The organism is Janthinobacterium sp. AD80 (genome assembly GCF_002878455.1).
GTDB lineage: Bacteria > Pseudomonadota > Gammaproteobacteria > Burkholderiales > Burkholderiaceae_D > Janthinobacterium.
Genome location: NZ_NRDQ01000037.1, coordinates 56,976 through 80,704 on the forward strand (window position 1 = coordinate 56,976; position 23,729 = coordinate 80,704).

Below are 23,729 nucleotides of genomic sequence, written 5' to 3' on the forward strand. Positions count from 1 at the left end.
TGCACGCCAGCGCCATGCCTAGCCAAGCTAGCCATGCCGCGTTGGCGGCACGCAAGTCTTGCCTGCGGCTGCGCCGCCCGCCAACACATCGTCGTGAAAGGAAGAGCCATGAATCTCTTCACCCGCTTATTCGAATCGTTCCTGCGCAAGCGCCATACGGCCGGCCACTTCCGCCGGCGCGCCATGCCGCTGGAAAACAGCACGGCCCGGCCCGTGCCCGACCACCTGGCGCGCCAGTTGCTGGGCGCCGCCCATGAAGACCTCGACACGGCCCTGAACCGCCTGCACACGCGCCTCGAAGGCTTGCGTGATGCCGAGGCGCAAGTCATTGGCGCGCAGACGGGGCCGAACGAAGTCGAGCATGAAAAACCGCTGGCCTGGTACCAGCATCTGTGGCTGTGCTACAAGAATCCGTTCAACCTGCTGCTCACCGTGCTGGCCATCGTTTCCTACCTGACGGAAGATCCGAAAGCGACCATCGTCATCGGCACCATGGTAATTTTGTCGACCCTGCTGCGCTTCGTGCAGGAAGGCCGCTCGAACCGCGCCGCCGAGCGCCTGAAAGCCATGGTCAGCAACACCGCCACCGTGCTGCGCAATGGCCAGCAGACGGAACTGGCTATCCGCCAGCTGGTGCAGGGCGACATCATCGTGCTGTCGGCCGGCGACATGATCCCCGCCGATTGCCGTCTGCTGTCCGCGAAGGACCTGTTCGTCAGCCAGGCCGCCATGACAGGCGAATCCTTGCCGGTGGAAAAGATGGCCGAGCTGGCCGATGCGCAAGGCAAGGACCCGATGGAGCTGGCCAACCTGCTGTTCATGGGCACCAACGTGATCTCGGGCGCGGCCACGGCACTGGTGCTGGCCACCGGCAACCGCACGTATTTCGGCACCATCGCCACGAGAGTCACGGCCACGGAGCGCACGCCGACGGCGTTTGAAGCGGGCGTCAACAGCGTCAGCTGGCTGTTGATCCGCTTCGCCCTCGTGATGGCGCCGCTCGTGTTCCTCATCAATGGCTGGACCAAGGGCGACTGGATGGAAGCCTTCCTCTTCGCGCTATCGGTGGCTGTCGGCCTGACGCCGGAAATGCTGCCCATGATCGTCACCAGCACCCTGGCCAAGGGCGCCGTGAAACTGTCGAAAAAGAAAGTCGTCGTGAAACGCCTGGATGCCATCCAGAACTTCGGCGCCATGGACGTGCTGTGCACGGACAAGACGGGCACCTTGACGCAGGACAAGATCGTGCTGGAGCGCCATACCGACGTGTTCGGCCAGCCCTCCGATGAAGTGCTGCAATTTGCCTATTTGAACAGCCACTACCAGACAGGCCTGAAAAACCTGCTGGACCGCGCCGTGCTCGACCACGTGGAACTGCAGACGGAAATGCAGCTGGCGCGCGATTACGTCAAGGTGGATGAAATCCCGTTCGACTTCGTGCGCCGCCGCATGTCCGTCGTCGTGTCTGAAAAGAATGACCACCATGAGCTGATCTGCAAGGGCGCCGTCGAGGAAATCCTCGCCGCCTGCAGCCATCTGCGCCTCGGCGGCGTCAGCATTCCGCTCGATGATGCCCTGCTGGCGAAAGTGCTGGAAACCACGCAAGGCCTGAATGCGGAAGGCTTGCGCGTGGTGGCCGTGGCCGTCAAGGAAGTGCCGCCGCACAAAACCGTGTATGGCGTGGCCGATGAAACGGCGCTGACCCTGATCGGCTACGTGGCCTTCCTCGATCCGCCGAAGGAATCGACGGCGCCCGCCCTGCGCGCGCTGGCCGAGCATGGCGTGACGGTCAAAGTCTTAACGGGCGACAACCACCTGGTGACGGCAAAGATTTGCCGCGAAGTGGGCCTGGCCGTGCATGGCGTGCTGCAAGGCCCGCAGCTGGACGACATGGACGACGCCACCCTGGCCAGGGCGGCCGAAGACAACACCGTGTTTGCCAAGCTCAGCCCGCTACACAAGGAACGCCTGGTGCGTGCGCTGCGCGGCAATGGCCACATCGTCGGCTTCATGGGCGACGGCATCAACGACGCACCCGCCCTGCGCGCGGCCGACATCGGCATTTCCGTCGATTCGGCCGTCGATATCGCCAAGGAGGCGGCCGACATCATCCTGCTGGAAAAGAGCCTGATGGTGCTGGAAGAAGGCGTGCTGGAAGGCCGCCGCACCTTCAGCAACATGCTCAAATACATCCGCATGACGGCCAGCTCGAACTTCGGCAATGTGTTTTCCGTGCTGGTGGCCAGCGCCTTTTTGCCTTTCCTGCCCATGCTGCCGCTGCACTTGCTGGTGCAAAACCTGCTGTATGACGTGTCGCAGATCGCCATTCCGTTCGACAATGTCGATGCCGAACTGATCCAGCAGCCCTTGAGCTGGAACCCGCGCGACATCGGCCGCTTCATGGTCTTCTTCGGCCCCATCAGCTCGATCTTCGACATCAGCACGTTCATCCTGATGTGGCATGTGTTCGGCGCGAATACCCCGGAACAGCAGACCCTGTTCCAGTCCGGCTGGTTCGTCGTGGGACTCTTGACGCAAACCCTGATCGTGCACCTGATCCGCACGCCCAAGCTGCCCTTCATCGACAGCATCGCGTCCGTGCCCTTGCTGGTGGCGACCACCGCCATCATGGCCGTGGGCGTCTTCCTGCCGATGGGGCCGCTGGCGAGCTACTTCAAGCTGCAGGCTTTGCCGCTGGGATATTTCCCATGGCTGCTGGGCATTCTCGTCTGCTACACCGTGCTGACGACGTTCATGAAACGCGTGTACCTGCGCAAATTCGGCTGGCAATAGTATGATGGACCGCTCTTCCACCGATAAAAGGCGCGCATGAGCGGCTCCCCCTCAGCTTCATCAATATCCAAACGCACGCAGGCCTTGCTGCTGTCCGCTTTGGTATTTCCCGGCAGCGGGCATTTCTTGCTTGGGCGCAAAGCCCGTGGCTGCCTCTTCCTCGTGCCCGCGCTGGTCGCGCTGCTGATCGTGTTGCGCCAGATCATGGCACGATTGGACCAGATCATGGCACAGATCGACAGTGGCGCCCTGCCCCTTGACGTGCAGCTGATCGCGGAAAAAGTCGATGCCCTGTCGGCCAATGACGGTCCGGCCATGACGGTGGCCGTTGCTGTGCTGGTGGTGTGCTGGCTAGCCAGCATCATCGACATCTTTCTGATCAAACCATGACGGAAGAAGCGGAGGCGCGCAATGAACGCAAAAAGCGCAAGGAAGCGAAGATGCAGGCGCGCCGCGCGCAGCTGGCGCTGAGCCGCCAGGATCACGGCGGGCCGCTGGCCTGGCGCGGCTGGTTCGATGGTTCCGCGCATCCGAATCCAGGCAAGCTGGGCATAGGCGCCCTGCTGCTGGGGCCACAGGGCGAACGCATCGAAGTGAGCCAGGCGGCCGGCTATGGCAACAGCAGCGAAGCGGAATACGCGGCCCTGACGGCGCTGCTGCAAGCGGCGGTCAAGGTGCGCCCGCCCCCGGTCCAGCTGCTGCTGTACGGCGACAGCCAGGTGGTCATCAACGATGTGCTGGGAACGACGCCGGTCGGCGCCAAGGGGCTGGAAACGCAGAGGGCCACCGTAGTGGCCCTGCTGGAACAATTCACAGAGGTAAGCTTGCACTGGCTGCCGCGCCACCGCAATGGCGAGGCGGACAAACTGTCGCAGATGGCGGTTGCAAACCTTACCCCAGAGTCCTAAATACCGGGGTCGTGCCCTCCAGGGTACGATCCCGGCCTTGACGGGGTAGGCAACTTAAGCCGCACGGCCGATCCGCAAGGCTTCCTTGGCTTCTTTCGCCACAGGGCGTTGCTTGCCCTTCAAACCCGTGACACTGGCCTGCTGGCCATTCAGTTTGAAGACGCTGACCACTTGCGCCAGGCTGTGCGCCTGGTGCTGCATCGATTCGGCGGCCGCCGCCGATTCTTCCACCAGCGCTGCATTTTGCTGGGTGACGGCATCCATCTGGCCAATGGCGCGGTTGATCTCGTCGATGCCCACGCTTTGCTCGCTGCTGGCGGCCGTGATTTCCGTGATGATGTCGCTCACGCGCTGCACGCTGTCAACGATATCGTTCATGGTCGAACCGGCTTGCGCCACCAGCATGCTGCCCGCGTTGACTTGCTCCACGGACGCGCCGATCAGGGTCTTGATTTCCTTCGCGGCGGACGCCGAACGCTGCGCCAGGTTGCGCACTTCCGATGCCACGACGGCGAAACCACGGCCCTGCTCGCCGGCGCGCGCCGCTTCCACTGCCGCGTTCAGGGCCAGGATATTCGTCTGGAAAGCGATACCGTCGATCACGGAAATAATGTCGACGATCTTGTTCGACGAGGCGTTGATCGATTCCATGGTGCCCACCACCTGCGCCACCACGTCGCCGCCCTTGACGGCCACCTGGGCCGCCGAGGCCGCCAACTGGTTGGCCTGGCGCGCATTGTCCGCATTCTGCTTCACGGTGCTGGTCAGTTCTTCCATGGATGACGCTGTTTCTTCCAGCGAACCGGCCTGCTCTTCCGTGCGGCTCGACAGGTCCTGGTTGCCGGCGGCGATCTGCGTCGACGAGGTGGCGATGCTGTCCGTGCCGCTGCGCACTTCGCTGACGATGTTGAGCAGGCTGGTATTCATGTCTTTGAGGGCGAGTAAAAGCTGCCCGGTTTCATCCTTGGCGCTGGCGTCGATCTGCGCCGTCAGGTCGCCATCGGCCACCTTGCGGGCAATTTCCACGGCCGTGCGCAGCGGGCGCACGATGCCCATGGTCAAGACCCAGGCACACACGACGCCGAATGCCAGCGCCAGCGCGGCCAAGGTCAGCAACAGGTTGCGGCTGGTGCTGGCAACATCATCGATCTCGCGCGCCGTGGCGTCGATGCTGGCGCGCTGGTGCTGCAGCATGTCGTTGACCACTTTCAGGTATTTCGTCGAGCCTGGCACGAAAATGTTCTGGAATGCCTGCTCCGCTTCCGCCTCGTGTCCGTCCGCCTTCAGTTTCGACACTTGTGCGCGCGAATCCAGATACACCTTGCGCTGCTCGCTCACCAGGCGGAACAATTCCTTTTCTTCCGGGCTGGAAATGAGCGCTTCGATTTTCTTTTGCAGCTCGCCCGACACCACCGACGATTGCTTGGCTTCTTCCGCAAAGTAGGCGCCCAGTGTCGTGTCGCTGCTGCGCGCGATGGCCGTGGTGCGGCGCACGCCGCTGTCAATCTTCGCATACCAGTCGGAAATGAAACGTTCCTTGGCCAGCGGCAGCTCCATCATATTGCGCGTGGACACGGCCACATCGTGCAAGCGCCACACGCTGATGCCCGTGATGACCATGGAAAACAGCAAAATGACGGCAAAACCCAGGCCGAGACGCACACCAATACTGACGTTTCTTAACAAATTCATGTGAATATCCTAAAAAAGCGGAACCAGACTACAAAAGGGTACAAAGCAAAAGACAGGGAAGGCGGCTGCGCGCGGCAGCCGCCAGAGGCATCAGCGTGCGCGCAGGCGCAAGGCCGTTGCCGGTGCTTGCCCAGCCTGGCGCTGGGCGGCATGCGCGCCTTTCAAGCCGGTGGCGCCGGCCTGCTGGCCATTCAGTTTGAAGACGCTGACCACTTGCGCCAGGCTGTGCGCCTGGTGCTGCATCGATTCGGCGGCCGCCGCCGATTCTTCCACCAGCGCCGCATTTTGCTGGGTGACGGCATCCATCTGGCCGATGGCGCGGTTGATCTCGTCGATGCCCACGCTTTGCTCGCTGCTGGCGGCCGTGATTTCCGTGATGATGTCGCTCACGCGCTGCACGCTGTCGACGATATCGTTCATGGTCGAGCCGGCTTGCGCCACCAGCATGCTGCCCGCGTTGACTTGCTCCACGGACGCGCCGATCAGGGTCTTGATTTCCTTCGCGGCACTGGCCGAACGCTGCGCCAGGTTGCGCACTTCCGATGCCACGACGGCGAAACCACGGCCCTGCTCGCCGGCGCGCGCCGCTTCCACGGCCGCGTTCAGGGCCAGAATATTCGTCTGGAAAGCGATACCGTCGATCACGGAAATAATGTCGACGATCTTGTTCGACGAGGCGTTGATCGATTCCATGGTGCCCACCACCTGCGCCACCACGTCGCCGCCCTTGACGGCCACTTGCGCCGCCGAGGCCGCCAACTGGTTGGCCTGGCGCGCATTGTCCGCATTCTGCTTCACGGTGCTGGTCAGTTCTTCCATGGATGACGCTGTTTCTTCCAGCGAACCGGCCTGCTCTTCCGTGCGGCTCGACAGGTCCTGGTTGCCGGCGGCGATCTGCGTCGATGAGGTGGCGATGCTGTCCGTGCCGCTGCGCACTTCGCTGACAATGTTGAGCAGGCTGGTATTCATGTCTTTGAGGGCAAGTAAAAGCTGCCCGGTTTCATCCTTGGCGCTGGCGTCGATCTGCGCCGTCAGGTCGCCATCGGCCACCTTGCGGGCGATTTCCACGGCCGTGCGCAGCGGGCGCACGATGCCCATGGTCAAGACCCAGGCGCACACGACGCCGAATGCCAGCGCCAGCACGGCCAGCACCAGCAGCAGGTTGCGGCTGGTATTGGCAACGGCGTCGATCTCGCGCGCGGTCGTGTCGATGCTGGCGCGCTGGTGTTCCAGCAAGTCCTGCACCATCTTCTGGTACTTGGCGGCGGCAGGTACGAACGTCTTTTCAAACACGTCATTGGCGGCCTCGACCTGCGACTCGCCTTTCAGCTTGTATACCTGGTCGCGCGAGCTGATGTACACCTTGCGCTGCTCCAGCAAGCCGGCAAACATGGCCTTTTCGTCCGGCAGGTCGATCAGTGCTTCGATTTTCTTTTGCAGCTCGGCCGAACTGGCCGACGAGACTTTCGACTCTTCGGCGAAATAGCCGCTGAGCGAGGTGTCGCTGCTGCGGGCAATGGCGATGGTGCGGCGCACGGCGCTGTCGATGCGGCCGTACCAGTCGGAAATATAGCGTTCCTTGGCCAGCGGCTGTTCCATCATGGTGCGTGTGGCCGTGGCCACGTCGTGCAGGCGCCAGACGCTGATGCCCGTGATGACCATCGAAAACAGCAAGATGACGGCAAAACCGAGGCCCAGGCGGACACCGATGCTGACGTTGCGTAATAAATTCATGTGACTATCCTAAAAAGCCCTGCTGCCAGATGTGCAAAAGCTTGCCGCACCCCATGGGGCGCTCTGGCTGGCGGCAGTATCGAAGCGGGCATAAAAAATGAAACTGAAGTGAAACTGGCGCACGGTCCGCGTGAACCGTGCGCCAGGAAATGCGCTAGCGTGCGCCTTGCAGAAAGAGCAAGCAATGCTTGGGGTCAATTGTTTCTAGAAATTTCCCACAGCAGCGTATGGTTTGGGAATTTACGCCGCCAACTTCTCGATCAGGCCCATCTCGGCACTGGACATCAGCTGGTCGATGTCGACGAGGATCAGCATGCGCTCGTCGATGGTGCCGAGGCCAATCACATATTCCGTATTGATCGAGCGGCCCATGTCCGGTGCCGGCTTGATTTGCTCTGGCAGCAAGGTGGTGACGTCGGAAACGCGATCGACAACCATGCCAACCACGCGGTTGCCGATGTTGAGGATGATGACGACGGTAAACTGGTCATAGCTGGGCGTGCCCAGGTTGAATTTGATGCGCATGTCGACGATCGGCACGATGATGCCGCGCAGATTGACCACGCCCTTGACGAACTCGGGGGCGTTGGCGATGCGGGTCGGCGTTTCATAGCTGCGGATTTCGCTGACTTTCTGGATGTCGATGCCGTATTCTTCCTGGCCCAGGGTAAAAGCCAGGTATTCGGCAGCCTTGGCGACAGCCGCGCCCGATTCGCTGGAGATGGTGCTCATGATAATCCTTTAGAAAAAACGCCGGAAGCGCGCAGGGCATTCATGGTGCCGGGCGTTAAAAAACAGCGCATTAAAATTGCAATACGGCAATATTAACGCATGTAAATATGACGTGCACTAAAAATGTGCACATCACCTGAATTTACTGTATTTATAACAACCTTTTGTGGCAATCCCGATACCCTGGCGATCCGCAGCGGCGTTTATTTCACGAGCGTGTTATCAATGACATCATCAAAGAACGCATATTCAAAACGGTACATGAAATCCATGGCGCAGGGCACGCCATGGCATAGCCCGGGCTTGAACTTTTCCTTGCTCAGCAGGATAGCGCCGTAATACGCCATGCGCTCGTTCGAGGACGAGTACACGGAAACATCGCCGACGTTACCCTCGGCATCCACCGACAGGATCAGTTTCAGCTCGCCAGGGCCGCCTATGCGCCTGTGCACCTCGCGCAATTGCATGATGCTCGGTCCCAGCCCCCTTAGGGGGAAAGGCGGCTCATCATCGGCCGCCATGGAAGAATATACGGCGCGCAGCTTATTCCGGTGTTCCACGCTCATTTCCCCGTAAGTCTGGTTGAGCGGCAGCCAGCTGTCACGCAAGGCATCGCGGCGGATGTGCGTGCCAAGAGCAGGCGTGTCTTCCTTGTAGTTGAGCGCAGGAGTGTTATGCGCCAGCAATGGCGGGCTGGCCATCAGGACGGCAAGCAGCATCAGTATGGTTCGCATGGTGTCTTTCATGGTGTGCGGTAATGGTCCAGGCGCGCCCACATCCGGACGAACATCTTGCCACATAGATAGTTTGCATGAAAAACAAGACAATGACAATGCCGCGCCAGGAGACAGAAACCAGGCGCGCGCCTATGGCACAATACGGGCGCTTCTTTATCAGGACTGTACCGAATGACAACCAGCTGCCTCCCTCCTTCCCTTGAACTTTGGCAACCCCGCCTGCTGGCCCTGGCCAAGGCCGGCCTGGGCGACGACAGCGCCCACGATATCAATCACTTGCAGCGTGTCTGGCGCAACGCCAGCGTGCTGCTGCGCGAGTACGCGCAAGCCGACGCCCTGACCGTGATGGCAGCCTGCTACCTGCACGACCTGGTCAACTTGCCAAAAAACCATCCGGAGCGCCACCTGGCCTCGCGCCAGGCCGCCAGCCTGGCTTGCCGCCAGCTGGCGGAACTGGATTTCCCCGCTGACAAATTGCCGGGCGTGGCCCATGCCATCGAGACGCACAGTTTTTCCGCCAACCTGCCGCCGCATACCATCGAGGCGCAAATCGTGCAGGATGCGGACCGCATCGACGCGCTGGGCGCCGTCGGGCTGGCGCGCCTGTTCTACACGGCGGCACGCATGGAGAGCGCGCTGGCGCATGGCAGCGACCCGCTGGCCGCGCAGCGCCCGCTGGACGACAAGGCCTACGCGCTCGACCATATCGTTACCAAACTCGACAAGCTGCCGGGCAAGATGCAGACGCGGGCGGGTCGCGCCCTGGCCGAACGGCGGCTGGCCGTGCTGACGGAATTCCGCGCCGCCTTCGCCGACGAATGGGGCGTTGCCATATAGCATGTGGTGGCGATAGCCAGCATGGCCCATGCTGTCTATAATACAAGGCTCAGCTATCGCGCCGCGGCGTCAGCAGCAGCATGGACGCGCGGGCGCAACGCCAACAACTGAACCCTGCGGGCCGCATGGCGGCGCGCGGTGTGCGCCGAAAGCATGCATGTCCGACAACACGACACCCGACAGCACTACCCTCTCTTCACCGGCCGCGCCCGCGCGCGCCGGCAACCTCAACTTCATCCTCGTCTGCGTCTTCATCGACATGCTGGGCATCGGCCTGGTGGTGCCCGTGCTGCCCATCCTGATCGGCGACTTTGTCGACGGAAAGGATGCCCAGGCCTTCTGGTACGGCATCATGGCAGCCCTCTTCGGCTTGCTGCAATTCATCTTCATGCCCATGCTGGGCGCCGTCAGCGACCGCGTGGGACGCCGTCCCGTGCTGCTGTATTCGATGGCCGGCATGGCCGTCAATTTCCTTGCCACCGCGCTGGCGCCCAACCTGGCCTGCCTGTTCATCGGCCGCGTGATTGGCGGCGTGTCGTCGGCCAGCATGTCGGTGGCATCCGCGTATGCCTCCGATGTCTCCACGCCGGACAACCGCGCCAAGAGTTTCGGCAAGATCGGCGCCGCCTTCGGCCTAGGCTTCATCTGCGGCCCCATGCTGGGCGGCTTGCTGGGCGACATCAACCTGCACCTGCCCTTCTTTGTCGCGGCGGGATTATCGGCCGCCAATTTTATCTACGGCTATTGCTTCGTTCCCGAATCGCTGCAACCGGGTCCGCGCGCGCCGTTCACCCTGGCGCGCATCAATCCCTTCGCCGCCCTGCTGAAGCTGGCGCGCCGCGTGGAGATCCGCGGCCTGGTGCTGGCCTTTGGCCTGATGACGTTTGCGCAGATGATGCTCAACACCACATGGGTGCTGTACACGCACTTCCGCTTCGACTGGACGCCGCGCCAGAACGGCATTGCCCTGTTCTGCGTGGGGCTGTGCGCGGCCGTGGTGCAGGCGGGCTTGCTGGGCATCCTGATCAAGCGCTTTGGCGAAGTGCGCCTGTCCCTGCTGGGCATGGCTTCGGGCGCCATCACCTATCTGCTGTATGGCCTGGCCACGCAGGGCTGGATGATGTACGCCCTCATCCTGTGCAACCTGCTGGCCTTTGCCGCCGGCCCTGCCCTGCAAGGCATCATCTCGAAGTCGTCAAACGCCAGCGAGCAGGGTGAACTGATGGGTTCATTGCAGTCCATCAGCAGCCTGGGCATCATCATCATGCCTTTGCTGGGCAGCATGATCCTCGGTGAAGTAAGCCACTTGCCGCCGCAGGACTGGCGCATCGGCAGCACCTTCTATCTGTGCGCCGTCATGCAGGTACTGGGCATCGCCGTGGCCTGGAGATACTTCAAGGCGCATGGCCAGGAAGGACTTGTGGTTTCCACCACAAAGTAGTCGGCGGCATAATATTGCATTTGAGAAATAAATAGGCGAGAATGTGCGATCAGCCGTGCGTTGCCGACGTCCGGCATTCGATGGTGAGCAAGGATGGGTATGACTGACTTTTATTCCAGCGCCTGGCGCCGAACCATGGCCATGCTGGCGCTGGCGCTGCCGTCCCTGGCCAGCGCGCAATGTTCGCGCGATATCCAGGTGCCCGTCTCGGCGATCGGGGCCAGCGTGGTGATCAATGGCGCCGCCATCAGCGGCATCTACCCGGACTTGCTGCGCAGCCTGGGCGCCAAGGCCGGCTGCAATTTCATCTTCACGCCCGTGCCCCGCGCGCGCCTGGAAGCCATGTTCGAGGCGGGCAAGGCCGACATGCTGATACCGGCCAGCAGCACGCCCCGCCGCGACCAGCACGGCCTGTTCATTCCCCTGATGGGCAACCGGCCCCTGCTGGTATCGCTGCAAAGCGCGCGCGCACCCATCAACACCATGCAGGAACTGATCGACCGGCGCGAATTGCGCATTGCGCTGGTGCGCGGCTATGACTATGGCGCGTCCTACCAGGCGCTGGCCAAGGAACTCGGCAGCCAGGGCCGGCTCTTCTATGAAGTCGACGCGCTCTCCGTGGCGCGTTTGATGCAAAGCGGCTTCATCGACGCCACCATCATGGGCCCGACCATTCTGGCCGGCGTGGCGCAGAACGACGCGCGCGTGTATGGCCTGGCCGACCGCCTGCGCCTGGAAGCGCTGCCGGAACTGCCCTGGGGCATGAGCGGCGCCTACCTGTCGCGCAAGTCGCTGACGGCGGAAGACCAGGCCACCCTGCGCGAACTGCTGGAAAAAGCGGGCCGCTCCGGTACCCTGATGGAGGGTTTCCAGCGCCATCACCGCCAGGAATTGCTGACGCTCAGCATACGCCCGCGCTAAGGCCCGCATGTCCGGTACCGTCGTCGCTGTCGTACTGTTTGCCGCCCTGCTGCATGCCAGCTGGAACGCCATCGTCAAGTCGGGCAAGGATACCTTTCTCAGTACCGTGCTGGTGTCCGCGGGCGCGGCGCTGATCTCGCTGGCCGTGCTGCCCTTCGTCGCAGCGCCTGATCCGGCCAGCTGGCCCTACCTGGCGGCGTCCACCGTGGCCCAACTCGCTTATTACTCGCTGCTGGCGGCCGCCTACCGGGCGGGCGACATGAGCCACGCCTATCCATTGATGCGCGGCAGCGCGCCCCTGCTGGTGGCGCTGGCCAGCTGGCCGCTGATCGGCGAGCGCCTGTCGTCCATGCAGATGGGCGCCGTCGCCTGCATCTGCGCCGGCATCTTCGGCCTGTATTTCGCATCGCGCCAGCCTGCCACTGCCCGCGTGGCGAAAAACGCGGGACACGCCACCGCCTTTGCGCTGGGCAATGCCTGCGTCATTGCCAGCTATACCCTGATCGATGGCATCGGCGTGCGCCTGTCCGGCGCGCCGGCCGCCTACACGATGTGGATTTTTGTCCTGAACGGCGCCGGGCTGCTGCTGTGGACGGCGCTACGCCGCCCGGCCGACTTGCTGGCCTATGCTGGCACGCAATGGCGGCTGGCCGCCTTTGGCGGCTTCGGCACCCTGGCCTCGTATGGCCTGGCATTGTGGGCCATGACGCAGGCGCCCGTGGCAGCCATCGCCGCCCTGCGCGAAACATCGATCCTGTTCGCCGTCGCCATCGCCGCCCTGTTCCTGCGCGAACGCATCAGCCCCCGGCGCTACCTGGCCATCGCGCTGATCGCGGCGGGAGCCGTGCTGATGCGCATGGGCTGATCAGGGCTGCAAAGGCTCGCGTCAGGGCCGCCCCGGCGCAACAGGTGCGCACAGGACGGGATCACGCAGCACCTGCGCGGCAAAGCTGGCCGGATAGTCGAATGGCGCAGTATCATCCTTGATGAAGCCGGCAAAATTACAGGTCAGTATGGCCATGTCATGCGAGGCGATCTTCTTGCTGTCGTGAAAATAGAACTCGTAGTCGGCACGTTCGAGCTGCTTGCTCATCATGCGCGTGCTGAGGTTGCGCAAGTCCTGCAATATTTCATTGCGATGATAGATGCGGAACACTTGTGGATAGGCATTCTTCACGGGCGACGGCTGCATCAGCATCATTTCGCTCCAGTTAGTGACGGGCGAACTGTCGAACACATAAGCCGCATCCACTTCCGTGCCCATGTAGGCGATCTGCTGCGCGATGCCACCACCCAGCGAATGCCCGGTCACGAATACGCGCAGGCGAGGATTGTCCTCCTTCATGCGCACGGCCAGGGGGTGGATGGTCTCGCGCGCAGCCCGATATTGCGCCGCATCGATGCCAAACGATGCCGCCGCATTTGCACTCCAGTCGGCGGCCTGCACCCGCAGCGCCCAGTTTTCCGTGCCGCGGATGGCGATCACGGCCACGTCGTCGCCATCCGCGCCGGCACCGCGGTGCACATAGGTTTCATAATACAGGCCGTGCTGCTGGTAGCACGGCGGCGGCAGAGACGGCTGCGCGCGCAGCTGCTCCGGCGTCCAGACCAGGCGGCGCCAGCGCCTGCCCTGCGCATCGGCAGGCATGCCGAACACATCGTCGCCGCCCGCCAGATAGCCGCAGCCATCCTGCACGCGCCGCGCCTCAGGCATGTCATGGCGGTAAACCACCTGGGAAAACAGGGCCATCAGGGCAAAACGGGGAACGTAGCTGGCGGCATCGTCCAAGGTGGGCGCCGGCGTCACGAGTACCTTCTCCAGCATGGGCGTGTAGCTGATGCGCTGCGAGGCGCGCCAGCTGGACATGGCGCCGCAGCCTGCCAGCCAAGGCAAGAAAAACAGGGCAAGTATCAGCCGGTGGCGTTTCGCCTGCATGCCGCGCTCCTTCAAGAAAGAGGTTATCGAATTTATCAAAACAGTAACATGAAAATTTTCTTGTGAGCAAAAAAATAGCGACCCTTGGGCCGCTATCGCACAGCACATCACGCCAGCCTTTCTACCGCTCCGACACGCCCACCATCGGCAACTCGATCGCGCTGGCCGCCCCTGCCGCGTGATACACCCGCTGCGTGGCTTTTATATAGTGGCCTGGGTCGGCCAGGAAGATGTTCGGCACGTAGTTTTGCGGGTTGCGGTCGTACAGGGGGAACCAGCTCGACTGCACTTGCACGGCGATGCGGTGGCCGGGCAGGAAGACGTGGTTCGCGTTCGGCAAGGCGAAGCGGTAGCGTTCGACCTTGCCCGGCGTTATCATCGCCGGGTGCTCGAAGCTGTCGCGGTAGCGCCCGCGGAAGATATCCATTGCCACGCCCAGCTGGTACCCGCCCATGGCCGGCTGCGACGGCACTTCGTCCGGATACACATCGATCAGTTTTACCACCCAGTCCGCATCCGTGCCGCTGGTGGCGGCGAACAGGTTGACCATCGGCGCGCCGGCAATGCGCACGGCCGTCTTCAACGGTTCGGAAACATAGCTGAGCACGTCCGTGCGGTCCGCATAGCCGCGCTGGTCGCTGACCAGCCATGGCTTCCACACGTCGCCATCGTTCAGGCGCACGGGACGGGGCACGAACGGCACGGGCTTGGCCGGGTCGGACACGTATTCGTCGAAGGCGCCTTCCGCCGCATCCGCAGCGCCCGATGGCGCCGCAAAGCCCAGCTGGAAGCCGTGCTGCAGGTAGATCGGCGTCAGCTTGGTGTCGCACGTCTCGCAGGCCAGCGGCCACTGCTGCAGGCGCTGCCACTGGTTGGTGCCCGTCTGGTACGACGCCACGGGCGGCGTGTTCGCTTCCGGCGCGCCATCCTTCAGGTATTGATTGAGGAATGGCTGCATGACTTTTTCACGGAACTGGCGCGCCGTATCGCCGTCAAACTTCAAGGCGCCCAGGCTGGAGCCGTCATAGTTGACGCCGCTGTGGCGCCAAGGGCCGATGGCCAGGTAATTGAGGTTGTTGCGGTGGTCGCGTGCTTCCATCGCCCAGTAGCTGGCGTACGGGCCATAGATATCTTCCTGGTCCCATTGCCCCACCACGTGCATGGTGGGCACGATCAGCGGGCGTTTCGCGAGGATTTTATCCAACGCCTGTTCCTGCCAGTAACTGTCGTAGGCCGGATGTTCGAACAGTTTTTTCGTATAGGTCAGCTTGTCGATGCCGAATTTCCTCGCAAAGTCGCGCGCCGAGCCGATGCGCAGATACGCCTCGTAATCGTCGTAGACGCCCAGGGCCGGCGATTCGCCGCCGCCGCGCACGCTGGTCTGGCCGGCGATATACGACAGGCTGGGCATGCGGAAGGCGCCATTGTGAAACCAGTCGTCGCCGCGCCAGCCGTCGACCATGGCGCTCATGGGCACGGCCACCTTCAGGGCAGGATGCGGATCAACCAGCGCCATCAGCACCGTATGGCCTTCATACGAGGAACCCAGCATGCCCACCTTGCCATTGCTTTCAGGCACGTTCTTCACCAGCCAGTCGATGGTGTCCCACGCATCCGTGACGTTGTCGACCTTGGTATTGTTGAGCGGACCGCGCACCGGGCGCGTCATCACATAATCGCCTTCGGAGCCATACTTGCCGCGCACATCCTGGAACACGCGGATGTAGCCGTTTTCCACCAGGGTATCGTCACCCTGCGGCAAGGTGGCCAGCATGCTGGGGCTGGCCGTGCGCTGGGCGCGGCGGGCAGCATTGTAGGGCGTGCGCGTGAGCATGATCGGCGCGCGGCTGGCGCCCTTCGGCACAACGATCACCGTGTACAGCTTGACACCGTCGCGCATGGGGATCATGGCCACGCGCTTGACGTAGTCGTTCAGGTCCGGCATCACCAGCCTGGCGCCGATATCGGGCGTCATGGGCGGCGTTTGCGGCGTTTGCGGCGTTTGCAGCAGTCGCGGCGTTTGCGCCAGCACGGGAGCGATGAACACGGTGCTGACAAGCAGGGCCAGGCCGCTCAGGCGGACGGGGGATACAACAGGCATACACTTCTCCAAAAGATTCATGCTGACAATAGTACCCGCAAAGCAAGTTTGACAGAAATCCGGCAGCCGCCTGCGCGGCAGATAAATCGGGCTGCAACTTGACAGAATGCGTGCGAACTGCAACCATAACGCCATGAAATTTATCCCTTCACAACACGCCTGCCTGAATTGGTGGTCCCGCTCACTTTCGCGCGGCCACTGTATAGTGATGTGAATTTGATCCACGCCGCCTCGATCGGTGGCGTAACAGGCTCAGCCTGGATCATCCCCGATGCAGGCGGCTCAAAAGGAAACTTGATGAGCTTGCCTAATACCCCAGATACCCAAGACCAGCATGACGCACCGGCAGCACCGCTGTCCGCGGCCGCCATCGCTTCGCAATCCGTGATCCTGACGGGCGACCGCCCGACCGGTCCCTTGCACCTGGGTCACTTCGTCGGCAGCCTGCGCGACCGCGTCAGCTACCAGAACAGCTACAAGCAATTCATCATGCTGGCCGACGCGCAGGCGCTGACGGACAATATGGAAGACATCGACAAGGTGCACCGCAACGTGGTCGAAGTGGCGCTCGACTACCTGGCCGTCGGCATCGACCCGAGCAAGACCACGGTCTTCATCCAGTCGCAGATCCCGGAACTGGCCGAGCTGACCTTTTACTACCTGAACATCGTCACCGTGGCGCGCCTCGAGCGCAACCCCACCGTCAAGGAAGAAATCCGTTTGCGCGGTTTCGAGCGCGACATCCCGGCCGGCTTTTTGACCTACCCTGCCAGCCAGGCGGCCGACATCACGGCCTTCAAGGCGGGCGTCGTGCCAGTGGGCGAAGACCAGATCCCGATGATCGAGCAAACGAATGAAATCGTGCGCCGCTTCAACCGCATGTACAACCGCGAAGTGCTGATGGAATGCAAGGCGCTGGTGCCGGACATCGGCCGCCTGCCCGGCATCGACGGCAAGGCCAAGATGAGCAAGTCGCTGGGCAACACCATCAACCTGGGCGCGAGCTCGGCCGAGATCACGGCCGCCGTGAAAAAAGTCTACACCGACCCGCTGCACCTGCGCGTGGAAGACCCGGGCCACCTGGAAGGCAACATCGCCTTTACGTACCTGGACGCGTTTGATCCGGAAAAAACCGCGCTGGCAGAAATGAAAGCCCATTACGTGCGCGGCGGCCTGGGCGACAGCATCGTCAAGAAGCGCCTGGACGTGGTCTTGCAGGAATTGCTGGCACCGATCCGCGCCCGCCGCGAAGAGTTCGCCAAGGACAAGGGACAAGTCATCCAGATGCTGAAGGAAGGCACCTTCAAGGCGCGCGAAGTGGCGGCCCGCACGGCCGATGAAGTCAAGTCGGCGCTGGGTCTGAATTACTTCTAACTCCCACCGCCAACAGCAAACTGATGCGCCCTGGCGGAGTCGGGTAGAATCCCGTCTCCGCCGGGCCATTTTTTTGCCTAACCCAACAGCAAAGTCCGGGGTCGGACTCTCAGGGTCCGACCCCGGTACTTGTCTTAGGGGCACCATAATTGAAACATAGCCAATGACCGACTCCGCCATCGAACAGCTTTTGCAGCAGCATTTTTCCATCGATGCGCTGCAGCAGGCACCCGCGCCCCTGCAGCAGGCGCTGCGCATGCTGGGCGGCTGGCTGGCCGCCGAACGCGGCGAACCTTATCCGCACACGCCGTATGCGGAACTGCTGACGCAATTGTCCGACACCAGCCCGCCCGCGCATGGCATGCCGGTGGCGGATTTCCTGCAAGAACTCGACAGCACCGTGCTGGCCAATACGGCCCAGCTGAACCATCCCCAGTACATCGGTCACATGACCCAGGCCTTGCCATGGATCAGCGTGCTGGCCGAAGCATTTACGGCCACCCTGAACCAGAACCAGGTGAAGATCGAAACGGCGTATGTCTCGACCCTGATCGAAAAGCAGATCCTCGGCTGGCTGCACCGCCAGGTGTACCAGCAGCCGGACGCCGTCTACGCGCAGGCCATGGCCGCCACCAGCGGCGCGCTGGGCAATGTCGTCAATGGCGGCACCATGGGCAATTTGACGGCGCTGGCCGTGGCGCTAGAAAAACAGTTGCCAGGCACGCGCAAGCGGGGCCTGTTTGCCGCCATGCAGGATGCCGCTTACGCGGGACTGGCCGTGATCGGCTCGGCCCGCAGCCATTATTCCGTCAAGAAAGCGTTGGCGACCCTGGGCCTCGGTGAAAACGCCCTGCACCTGGTGGCCGTTGACCGCGACAACCGCATCGATATCGCGGCGCTGGAAGACACGATTGCCGATTTAAAACTGCGCAAGATCAAGGTGGTGGCCATGATCGGCATCGCCGGCACGACGGAAACGGGCGCCATCGACCCGCTGGCCGCCATGGCGGCCATTGCCGCGCGAGAAAGCATCTGGTTCCACGTGGATGCGGCCTGGGGCGGCGCCCTCTTGATCGCGGAACAGTACCGTGCGCTGTACGAGGGCATTGCCCTAGCCGACTCCGTCGTCATCGACGGGCATAAATTGCTGTGGGTGCCGATGGCGCAAAGCATGGTGCTGTTCAAGGACAGCGCCAGCCTGAACCTGCTGAAACACAACGCCAACTACATCCTGCGCGACAACTCGGGCGACCTGGGCCAGACTTCGCTGGAAGGCTCGCGCCGCTTCGATGCCTTGAAACTGTGGACTTCGTTCAAGGTGCTGGGCGTATCCGGCTACACCACGTTGCTGCAGCAGGCCGCCACCTTGTCCGGCCAGTTGCAGGATTTGCTGGCCGACCAGCAGGATTTCGAACTGGTCACGCGCTCCGACACCTTCATTCTCACCTACCGCTACGTGCCCGTGCACTTGCGCCAGCGCATGGACAGCTTGCTGGCCGGCGGCCAGCTGGACGCGGCGGCAGCACTGAACACCCAGCTCAACACGCTCAATGCCAAACTGCAGAACCGGCAAAAGGCGGAAGGCCACAGCTTTGTCTCGCGCACGGTGCTTGAATCGACGCGCTATCCTGGCCCGACCAATGTGCTGCGCGTGGTCATGACCAACGTCAAGACGCGTCCTCACCACTTGCGCGCCATCCTGACCGAACAGCGCGCCATCGGGCAGGCGCTGGTGGCGGAGCTGGGCCTGTAGGATTTATCACGGCCATTGTCAAAATTTAATAGTCTCCATCGGCCGGCAGTGCTAGAATTTCCAGCGGAGATGGCATTCCTCCCACGTATTTCTTCGTGAACCGCCTTCGGGCTGATGATGCCTGCAGACTTTCCTGGACCGTCGGAAAGATGCAGGCGCGCACCCCGCGCCCTTGCATCTTCGGCCGCCTGTCCAGGTTCTACCCATACCAGACTGGACACGCACGATGACACGCCTCACCGCTTTCACTGACCTGCTCTTGCATCTGCTGAAATGGCTGCTGATCGCTGCCGCCGTGGCCGTGCTGGCCGGCACCGCGTCGGCCGGCTTCCTGTTCGCCCTTGAATGGGCCACGCAAACGCGGCAGGCGCACGCGTGGCTGGTGTGGCTGCTGCCCGTGGCAGGCTTTGCCGTCGGCTGGCTGTACCTGCGCTACGGCAGCGCGGTGGAAGGCGGCGCCAACCTGCTCATCGATGAAATCCACGATCCGAAGAAAATCATTCCCCTGCGCATGGCGCCACTGGTCCTGGGCGGCACCGTCGTCTCGCATTTGTTCGGCGCCTCCGTCGGGCGCGAAGGCACGGCCGTGCAGATGGGTGGCGCGCTGGCCGACCAGCTCACGCGCCTGTTTCGCCTGAACAATGAAGACCGCCGCATCATCCTCATGGCCGGCATCAGCGCCGGCTTTGCCTCCGTCTTCGGCACGCCGCTGGCAGGCGCCATCTTTGGCCTGGAAGTGCTGGCCATCGGCCGCCTGCGCTACGAAGCCATGCTGCCCTGCCTGGCCGCTGCCGTCATCGCCGACCAGGTGGGTCTGCTGTGGGGCGTCCAGCATACCCACTATGCCGTGCCACTGATCCCCGCCCTCTCCGCCTGGACCTTGTCCGCCATGGTGCTTGCGGGCATGCTGTTCGGCGTGGCAGGTAAAGTATTCGCGCAAGCCACGCATGGCTTGAGCGCCCTGATGAAACGCTGGATCGCCTACGCGCCGCTGCGCCCGCTGGCCGGCGGCGTGCTCATCGCGCTTGCCGTGTGGCTGCTGGGCACGGACCGCTACATCGGCCTGGGCATTCCCACCATCGCCGATGCGCTGAAAGAGCCACTGCCGGCGTATGATTTCCTCGGCAAGATGGCGTTTACCATCGTCTCGCTGGGCAGCGGTTTCAAGGGCGGCGAAGTGACGCCCCTGTTCTTCATCGGCGCGACCCTGGGTAATGCGCTGGGGCCGCTGCTGCACCAGCCCGCCACCTTGCTGGCGGCCATCGGTTTCGTCGCCGTCTTCGCGGGCGCGGCCAACACGCCGATCGCCTCGACCCTGATGGCCATGGAACTGTTTGGCGCGGAGCTCGGCGTGTACGCGGCCATCGCCTGCGTCGTGGCCTACCTGTTTTCCGGCCACGCCGGCATTTACCGGGCGCAACGCGGCGGCCACGCCAAGCGCACGCCCCGCAAGGACCTCGATACATGACACAGAATATCTACGACAACGAGGCCTTCTTCACGGCCTACAGCCAGCTGCCCCGCTCGATCGGCGGCCTGGATGCCGCCCCCGAATGGCCAGCCTTGCGCGCCATGCTGCCCACGCTGCAGGGAAAGCGGGTGCTGGACCTGGGCTGCGGCTATGGCTGGTTCTGCCGCTGGGCGGCGGATGCGGGCGCATCCCAGGTGCTGGGCGTGGACGTGTCGGAAAAGATGCTGGCGCAGGCGAGCGCCATGGGTCAGCACGGCGCGCTCAGCTATGCGCGGATTGATCTCGGACAACTGGCCTTGCCGCCGGCGACCTACGACCTGGTCTACAGTTCGCTGGCCTTCCACTACATCGAGGATTTTGCCACCCTGCTGGCCGCCATCCGGCATGGCTTGAAACCCGGTGGCAAGCTGGTGTTTTCCATCGAGCACCCGGTCTTCATGGCGCCGCGCCAGCCGGGCTGGCTGACGGATGCGCAAGGACGCAAGACCTGGCCCGTCGACAGCTACCAGCGGCAAGGCCCGCGCATCTCCGACTGGCTGGCGCCCGGCGTGATCAAGCAGCACCGCACCCTGGGCACGACCCTGAATGCCTTGATACAAGCCGGCTTGCGGATCGATCACGTGGAAGAATGGGGACCGACGGATGCACAGGTGGCGCAGCAGCCGGCCCTGGCGGAAGAGCGGGAACGGCCAATGCTGCTGCTCATCGGCTGCAGCCTGCCGTCACTGCGCCGTCAGCTGGCCACATTGCGCGTAAAGCGCAAGGTCGATGCGCCAGCGTTGACATAGCTGTACGCCTGCGCGCTGCTGAAGACGAGGAAATCGCCCGTGGCCAGCGCTCTCGCCCCGTCCGCCAGCACCAACTGCAGCTCGCCTTCCAGCACGTAGAGCATTTCGCTGAAACCGGCCGGGTCGGCTTGCGCATCGTAGCGCTCGCCCGGCGCCAGGGTCCACGACCATAGTTCCACCTGGCGGCTGGCGGGCGCAGCGCCCAGCAGTACGGCCTGGCTGGCCTGCGTGGCACTTTGCCACATCAGCACCCGCAGGCTGGCCTGCGCTTGCTGCGGCGGCTGGACCAGATCGACAAAGGCCACGTTCAAGGCGGCGGCCACATGGTCGAGATTGGCCAGGCTGATGTTGGTGCCGCCCGCCTCCACGCCATTGACCATGCGCCGGCTCAGGCCAGACAGGCGCGCCAGCTCTTCCTGGCTGAGGCCGGCGGCCAGTCGCAAGCGCCGCAGATTGGTGGCCAGGTGTGCCAGCACGCCACCGGCTTCGGCTTGACTGCGCAATATATTGCTCCTATTATAGTGGGAAATATTTTGCTCATAGCATAGCCTCCCATGAAAACACACGCAAGTCCCCCGCCCGCCCTCGGCCTGCCCGAACTGGCCCTGATCGCCATCACCTTCATCTGGGGCGGCACTTTTCTGGTCGTGCAACATGCCGTCACGGTCAGCGGCCCGCTGGCCTTCGTGGCCGCCCGCTTTGCCGTGGCCGCCGCCATCGGCGCCCTGATTTGCCGGGGCCAGCTGCGGCACCTGAGCCGGGCCGAGCTGTTCACGGGCATGGCCATCGGTGTCAGCATCTTTGGCGGCTACGCGCTGCAAACCTATGGCTTGATGCATATTTCCAGCAGCAAATCGGCCTTCATCACGGCCTTCTATGTCCCCATCGTGCCGCTGGTGCAATGGCTGGTCTTCAAGCAGCGGCCCCATCCTGCCGTGTGGGCCGCCGTGGCGCTGGCCTTCGTGGGGCTATTGCTGCTGACGGGCACGGATGGCTTGAGCATGGCATTTGGCACTGGCGAGCTGATCACGGCCGTGGGCGCCATCGCCATCGCGCTGGAAATCATCCTCATCAGCCGCGTTTCGCCGCAGCTGAACATCTTGCGCGTGACCATCGTGCAACTGGCCACGGCGTCGCTGATCGCCCTGCTGCTGATGCCCGTCATGGGCGAAGCGCCGCCCGCCCTGAGCCAGACTTTCATCCTCAGCGTGCTGGCGCTGGGCTGCGCCAGCGCACTGATTCAATATGTGATGAACTGGGCGCAAAAGCGCATCTCGGCCACCAAGGCCACCCTGATCTATGCGGGCGAGCCTGTCTGGGCCGGCGTGATCGGACGTATCGCCGGCGAACGCCTGCCGGCGCTGGCCATCGTCGGCGCGATCCTGATCATCGCTGCGGGCATTCTCAGCGAATGGCGGCCGAAACGCAGGGGCGGCGCCGCCAAGGCCGTGCAGCAGTAAGGCAGCATGGACAGCCGGCCGCGAGCACAGTTACACGTGCACGGCGGGTAATCAGGCCAGTCCCATCTCTTCCGGCCAGCCAGGCACGCCCAGCGCATGGGCGGCCCGTGCCAGACTGGCCTGTTCTTCCCCGCTGGCATGCCGCAACTCGGCCGCGATCGACTCCAGGGCGGCAATGTCGGCATCAGGGTCGTTTTCGTCGCGGCCTTCGATGTAGGTAGTGGCGAGTATCAGGGCGCGGGCCAGGGTATCGATAGTTGCTCCAGTCGTGGTTCAGAATGATGTATCAGTCGCCCGCGCGCCGCAGCGCCGCGTCGCCATGCAGGGCGAACGGCACGGCCCTGGCCCAGCGGTTCGAGGACAGCGAAAACGTCAGCGCGCGCACCTGGTGGTACCAGCCGGCGGGCACGTACAGCATGTCGCCCGGTTCGACCAGGCATTCGATGATGCTGGCCTGGCGCGCCAGGGGAAAACGCGCGAAATCGGGCGCTTCCGGGTCGAAGGGCGAACCGAACAGGATGGCGTTCGCTTCGCTCGGGTACAGGAAGGCGTCATGGTGCGGCGGTGACAGCATGATGCGCTTGCGGCCCCATACTTGCGCGAAGATATTGTCGTCGTAATCGCAATGCAGCGGCGTCACCGTGCCGGCCGGCCCCACCCAGAAGCGCGGCGGCCCCATCTTGTCGAAATACGTGGGCCAATGGCACAGGCTGTTCAATTCGCGCAATTCCAGGTTGCCCAAATAAGGCGGCAGCGCACTCGCGCCCTCTTCCACCAGGTCCAGATATGCCCCCATCGACATGTCCTGCATGGCACGGTCAGCCGCGAACGCCGTGTTGATGTAGTCGCCCACCCTGGCGCGCACGGGCACGTGGCTGTAGCGTTCGCGCAAGACGGCCGGCGCCATGCCTGACAAAGGCCAGCGCTGCACCAGGCCGCGCATCAGGAACGGCAAGCCCAGCGCCGCGCGCGCGCGGAAGGCGGCCGCATCCAGCATGGCCAGGCGCGGCACTTCGGTGATGGCGGGCAAGGCGCGCGCCGCGTGGCGGAT

Annotated in this window: 20 protein-coding genes and 1 riboswitch; of the genes, 12 read left to right on the forward strand and 8 right to left on the reverse strand. The window is 63.2% G+C overall.

The features are described from left to right. Nucleotides 1–108: 108 nt before the first annotated feature. Genes mgtA through JaAD80_RS09030 form a run of 3 tightly spaced genes read left to right on the forward strand, consistent with a single transcriptional unit; the run spans nucleotide 109 to nucleotide 3,701 of the window. Nucleotides 109–2,793 carry a magnesium-translocating P-type ATPase gene (mgtA, locus tag JaAD80_RS09020; RefSeq protein WP_102293867.1) on the forward strand — a complete coding sequence of 895 codons (2,685 nt, stop codon included), beginning with the start codon at nucleotides 109–111 and terminating at the stop codon, nucleotides 2,791–2,793. A gap of 36 nt (nucleotides 2,794–2,829) precedes the next feature. Next, nucleotides 2,830–3,183 carry a DUF6677 family protein gene (locus JaAD80_RS09025; RefSeq protein ID WP_102293868.1) on the forward strand — a complete coding sequence of 118 codons (354 nt, stop codon included), beginning with the start codon at nucleotides 2,830–2,832 and terminating at the stop codon, nucleotides 3,181–3,183. Then, nucleotides 3,180–3,701, forward strand: a complete 522-nt coding sequence (locus tag JaAD80_RS09030; protein WP_102293869.1) for a ribonuclease HI family protein — start codon at nucleotides 3,180–3,182, stop codon at nucleotides 3,699–3,701. The genes JaAD80_RS09025 and JaAD80_RS09030 overlap by 4 nt, the downstream gene beginning before the upstream one ends. A gap of 54 nt (nucleotides 3,702–3,755) precedes the next feature. On the opposite strand, the gene JaAD80_RS09035 is transcribed toward JaAD80_RS09030, so the two are convergent. From JaAD80_RS09035 to JaAD80_RS09050, 4 genes are all read right to left on the reverse strand, one after another. Further along, a complete protein-coding gene (locus tag JaAD80_RS09035; RefSeq protein WP_102293870.1) occupies nucleotides 3,756–5,393 on the reverse strand; it encodes a methyl-accepting chemotaxis protein in 1,638 nt (545 codons plus the stop codon). A gap of 90 nt (nucleotides 5,394–5,483) precedes the next feature. Then, nucleotides 5,484–7,127 carry a methyl-accepting chemotaxis protein gene (locus tag JaAD80_RS09040; protein WP_102293871.1) on the reverse strand — a complete coding sequence of 548 codons (1,644 nt, stop codon included), beginning with the start codon at nucleotides 7,125–7,127 and terminating at the stop codon, nucleotides 5,484–5,486. A 240-nt stretch (nucleotides 7,128–7,367) separates the two neighbouring features. Next, nucleotides 7,368–7,859, reverse strand: a complete 492-nt coding sequence (locus tag JaAD80_RS09045) for a chemotaxis protein CheW (RefSeq protein WP_092802530.1) — start codon at nucleotides 7,857–7,859, stop codon at nucleotides 7,368–7,370. A gap of 203 nt (nucleotides 7,860–8,062) precedes the next feature. Then, nucleotides 8,063–8,605 carry a hypothetical protein gene (locus tag JaAD80_RS09050; RefSeq protein ID WP_146012324.1) on the reverse strand — a complete coding sequence of 181 codons (543 nt, stop codon included), beginning with the start codon at nucleotides 8,603–8,605 and terminating at the stop codon, nucleotides 8,063–8,065. 162 nt (nucleotides 8,606–8,767) lie between these two features. Between JaAD80_RS09050 and JaAD80_RS09055 the strand changes: the two genes are divergently transcribed. The 4 genes from JaAD80_RS09055 (at nucleotide 8,768) to JaAD80_RS09070 (ending at nucleotide 12,660) form a co-directional block, all read left to right on the forward strand. Next, nucleotides 8,768–9,433 carry an HD domain-containing protein gene (locus tag JaAD80_RS09055; RefSeq protein ID WP_102293873.1) on the forward strand — a complete coding sequence of 222 codons (666 nt, stop codon included), beginning with the start codon at nucleotides 8,768–8,770 and terminating at the stop codon, nucleotides 9,431–9,433. A gap of 157 nt (nucleotides 9,434–9,590) precedes the next feature. After that, the gene (locus JaAD80_RS09060; protein WP_102293874.1) at nucleotides 9,591–10,874 is read left to right on the forward strand and encodes a TCR/Tet family MFS transporter; all 1,284 of its coding nucleotides are present in this window, start codon (nucleotides 9,591–9,593) and stop codon (nucleotides 10,872–10,874) included. Nucleotides 10,875–10,973: 99 nt separating this feature from the next. Continuing rightward, entirely contained in the window at nucleotides 10,974–11,795 is an 822-nt protein-coding gene (locus JaAD80_RS09065; protein ID WP_102293875.1) for an ABC transporter substrate-binding protein, read from the forward strand. A 7-nt stretch (nucleotides 11,796–11,802) separates the two neighbouring features. Beyond that, nucleotides 11,803–12,660 carry a DMT family transporter gene (locus tag JaAD80_RS09070; RefSeq protein WP_102293876.1) on the forward strand — a complete coding sequence of 286 codons (858 nt, stop codon included), beginning with the start codon at nucleotides 11,803–11,805 and terminating at the stop codon, nucleotides 12,658–12,660. A gap of 21 nt (nucleotides 12,661–12,681) precedes the next feature. Here JaAD80_RS09070 and JaAD80_RS09075 read toward each other — a convergent pair whose 3' ends face one another. Continuing rightward, nucleotides 12,682–13,731, reverse strand: coding sequence for a hypothetical protein (locus JaAD80_RS09075; protein ID WP_180979353.1), 1,050 nt, complete (start codon nucleotides 13,729–13,731; stop codon nucleotides 12,682–12,684). A 121-nt stretch (nucleotides 13,732–13,852) separates the two neighbouring features. Next, on the reverse strand, nucleotides 13,853–15,832 hold the full coding sequence (locus tag JaAD80_RS09080; RefSeq protein ID WP_102293878.1) for a CocE/NonD family hydrolase: 1,980 nt from the start codon (nucleotides 15,830–15,832) through the stop codon (nucleotides 13,853–13,855). 297 nt (nucleotides 15,833–16,129) lie between these two features. Between JaAD80_RS09080 and trpS the strand changes: the two genes are divergently transcribed. The 4 genes from trpS to JaAD80_RS09100 all read left to right on the forward strand — a co-directional run bounded on the left by trpS (nucleotide 16,130) and on the right by JaAD80_RS09100 (nucleotide 21,218). Continuing rightward, on the forward strand, nucleotides 16,130–17,206 hold the full coding sequence (gene trpS, locus JaAD80_RS09085; protein WP_258002888.1) for a tryptophan--tRNA ligase: 1,077 nt from the start codon (nucleotides 16,130–16,132) through the stop codon (nucleotides 17,204–17,206). 163 nt (nucleotides 17,207–17,369) lie between these two features. Continuing rightward, nucleotides 17,370–18,959 (forward strand): pyridoxal-dependent decarboxylase, encoded by a 1,590-nt coding sequence (locus JaAD80_RS09090; protein WP_102293879.1) that lies wholly within the window; start codon nucleotides 17,370–17,372, stop codon nucleotides 18,957–18,959. Between the two features lie 56 nt (nucleotides 18,960–19,015). After that, a riboswitch (Fluoride riboswitch) is annotated at nucleotides 19,016–19,090 on the forward strand. Between the two features lie 95 nt (nucleotides 19,091–19,185). Continuing rightward, the gene (locus JaAD80_RS09095) at nucleotides 19,186–20,427 is read left to right on the forward strand and encodes a voltage-gated chloride channel family protein (RefSeq protein ID WP_102293880.1); all 1,242 of its coding nucleotides are present in this window, start codon (nucleotides 19,186–19,188) and stop codon (nucleotides 20,425–20,427) included. After that, on the forward strand, nucleotides 20,424–21,218 hold the full coding sequence (locus JaAD80_RS09100) for a bifunctional 2-polyprenyl-6-hydroxyphenol methylase/3-demethylubiquinol 3-O-methyltransferase UbiG (protein ID WP_102293881.1): 795 nt from the start codon (nucleotides 20,424–20,426) through the stop codon (nucleotides 21,216–21,218). Before JaAD80_RS09095 ends, JaAD80_RS09100 begins: the two co-directional genes overlap by 4 nt. On the opposite strand, the gene JaAD80_RS09105 is transcribed toward JaAD80_RS09100, so the two are convergent. Next, nucleotides 21,164–21,721: an XRE family transcriptional regulator gene (locus JaAD80_RS09105; RefSeq protein ID WP_258002889.1), complete on the reverse strand. Its 558-nt coding sequence runs from the start codon at nucleotides 21,719–21,721 to the stop codon at nucleotides 21,164–21,166. The genes JaAD80_RS09100 and JaAD80_RS09105 overlap by 55 nt on opposite strands. Nucleotides 21,722–21,772: 51 nt before the next feature. On the opposite strand from JaAD80_RS09105, the gene JaAD80_RS09110 reads away from it, so the two are divergent. Continuing rightward, nucleotides 21,773–22,678 (forward strand): DMT family transporter, encoded by a 906-nt coding sequence (locus JaAD80_RS09110; RefSeq protein WP_102293882.1) that lies wholly within the window; start codon nucleotides 21,773–21,775, stop codon nucleotides 22,676–22,678. Nucleotides 22,679–22,964: 286 nt separating this feature from the next. On the opposite strand, the gene JaAD80_RS09120 is transcribed toward JaAD80_RS09110, so the two are convergent. Continuing rightward, a partial coding sequence (locus JaAD80_RS09120; RefSeq protein ID WP_102293884.1) for a cupin-like domain-containing protein occupies nucleotides 22,965–23,729 on the reverse strand: 765 nt, incomplete at its 5' end.

What these genes read in the sequence shown, in the direction of transcription:
- mgtA (WP_102293867.1), top strand. Translation starts at nt 109, where the DNA reads ATGAATCTCTTCACCCGCTTATTCGAATCGTTCCTGCGCAAGCGCCAT.
- JaAD80_RS09025 (WP_102293868.1), top strand. Translation starts at nt 2,830, where the DNA reads ATGAGCGGCTCCCCCTCAGCTTCATCAATATCCAAACGCACGCAGGCC.
- JaAD80_RS09030 (WP_102293869.1), top strand. Translation starts at nt 3,180, where the DNA reads ATGACGGAAGAAGCGGAGGCGCGCAATGAACGCAAAAAGCGCAAGGAA.
- JaAD80_RS09035 (WP_102293870.1), bottom strand. Translation starts at nt 5,393, where the DNA reads ATGAATTTGTTAAGAAACGTCAGTATTGGTGTGCGTCTCGGCCTGGGT.
- JaAD80_RS09040 (WP_102293871.1), bottom strand. Translation starts at nt 7,127, where the DNA reads ATGAATTTATTACGCAACGTCAGCATCGGTGTCCGCCTGGGCCTCGGT.
- JaAD80_RS09045 (WP_092802530.1), bottom strand. Translation starts at nt 7,859, where the DNA reads ATGAGCACCATCTCCAGCGAATCGGGCGCGGCTGTCGCCAAGGCTGCC.
- JaAD80_RS09050 (WP_146012324.1), bottom strand. Translation starts at nt 8,605, where the DNA reads ATGAAAGACACCATGCGAACCATACTGATGCTGCTTGCCGTCCTGATG.
- JaAD80_RS09055 (WP_102293873.1), top strand. Translation starts at nt 8,768, where the DNA reads ATGACAACCAGCTGCCTCCCTCCTTCCCTTGAACTTTGGCAACCCCGC.
- JaAD80_RS09060 (WP_102293874.1), top strand. Translation starts at nt 9,591, where the DNA reads ATGTCCGACAACACGACACCCGACAGCACTACCCTCTCTTCACCGGCC.
- JaAD80_RS09065 (WP_102293875.1), top strand. Translation starts at nt 10,974, where the DNA reads ATGACTGACTTTTATTCCAGCGCCTGGCGCCGAACCATGGCCATGCTG.
- JaAD80_RS09070 (WP_102293876.1), top strand. Translation starts at nt 11,803, where the DNA reads ATGTCCGGTACCGTCGTCGCTGTCGTACTGTTTGCCGCCCTGCTGCAT.
- JaAD80_RS09075 (WP_180979353.1), bottom strand. Translation starts at nt 13,731, where the DNA reads ATGCAGGCGAAACGCCACCGGCTGATACTTGCCCTGTTTTTCTTGCCT.
- JaAD80_RS09080 (WP_102293878.1), bottom strand. Translation starts at nt 15,832, where the DNA reads ATGCCTGTTGTATCCCCCGTCCGCCTGAGCGGCCTGGCCCTGCTTGTC.
- trpS (WP_258002888.1), top strand. Translation starts at nt 16,130, where the DNA reads ATGAGCTTGCCTAATACCCCAGATACCCAAGACCAGCATGACGCACCG.
- JaAD80_RS09090 (WP_102293879.1), top strand. Translation starts at nt 17,370, where the DNA reads ATGACCGACTCCGCCATCGAACAGCTTTTGCAGCAGCATTTTTCCATC.
- JaAD80_RS09095 (WP_102293880.1), top strand. Translation starts at nt 19,186, where the DNA reads ATGACACGCCTCACCGCTTTCACTGACCTGCTCTTGCATCTGCTGAAA.
- JaAD80_RS09100 (WP_102293881.1), top strand. Translation starts at nt 20,424, where the DNA reads ATGACACAGAATATCTACGACAACGAGGCCTTCTTCACGGCCTACAGC.
- JaAD80_RS09110 (WP_102293882.1), top strand. Translation starts at nt 21,773, where the DNA reads ATGAAAACACACGCAAGTCCCCCGCCCGCCCTCGGCCTGCCCGAACTG.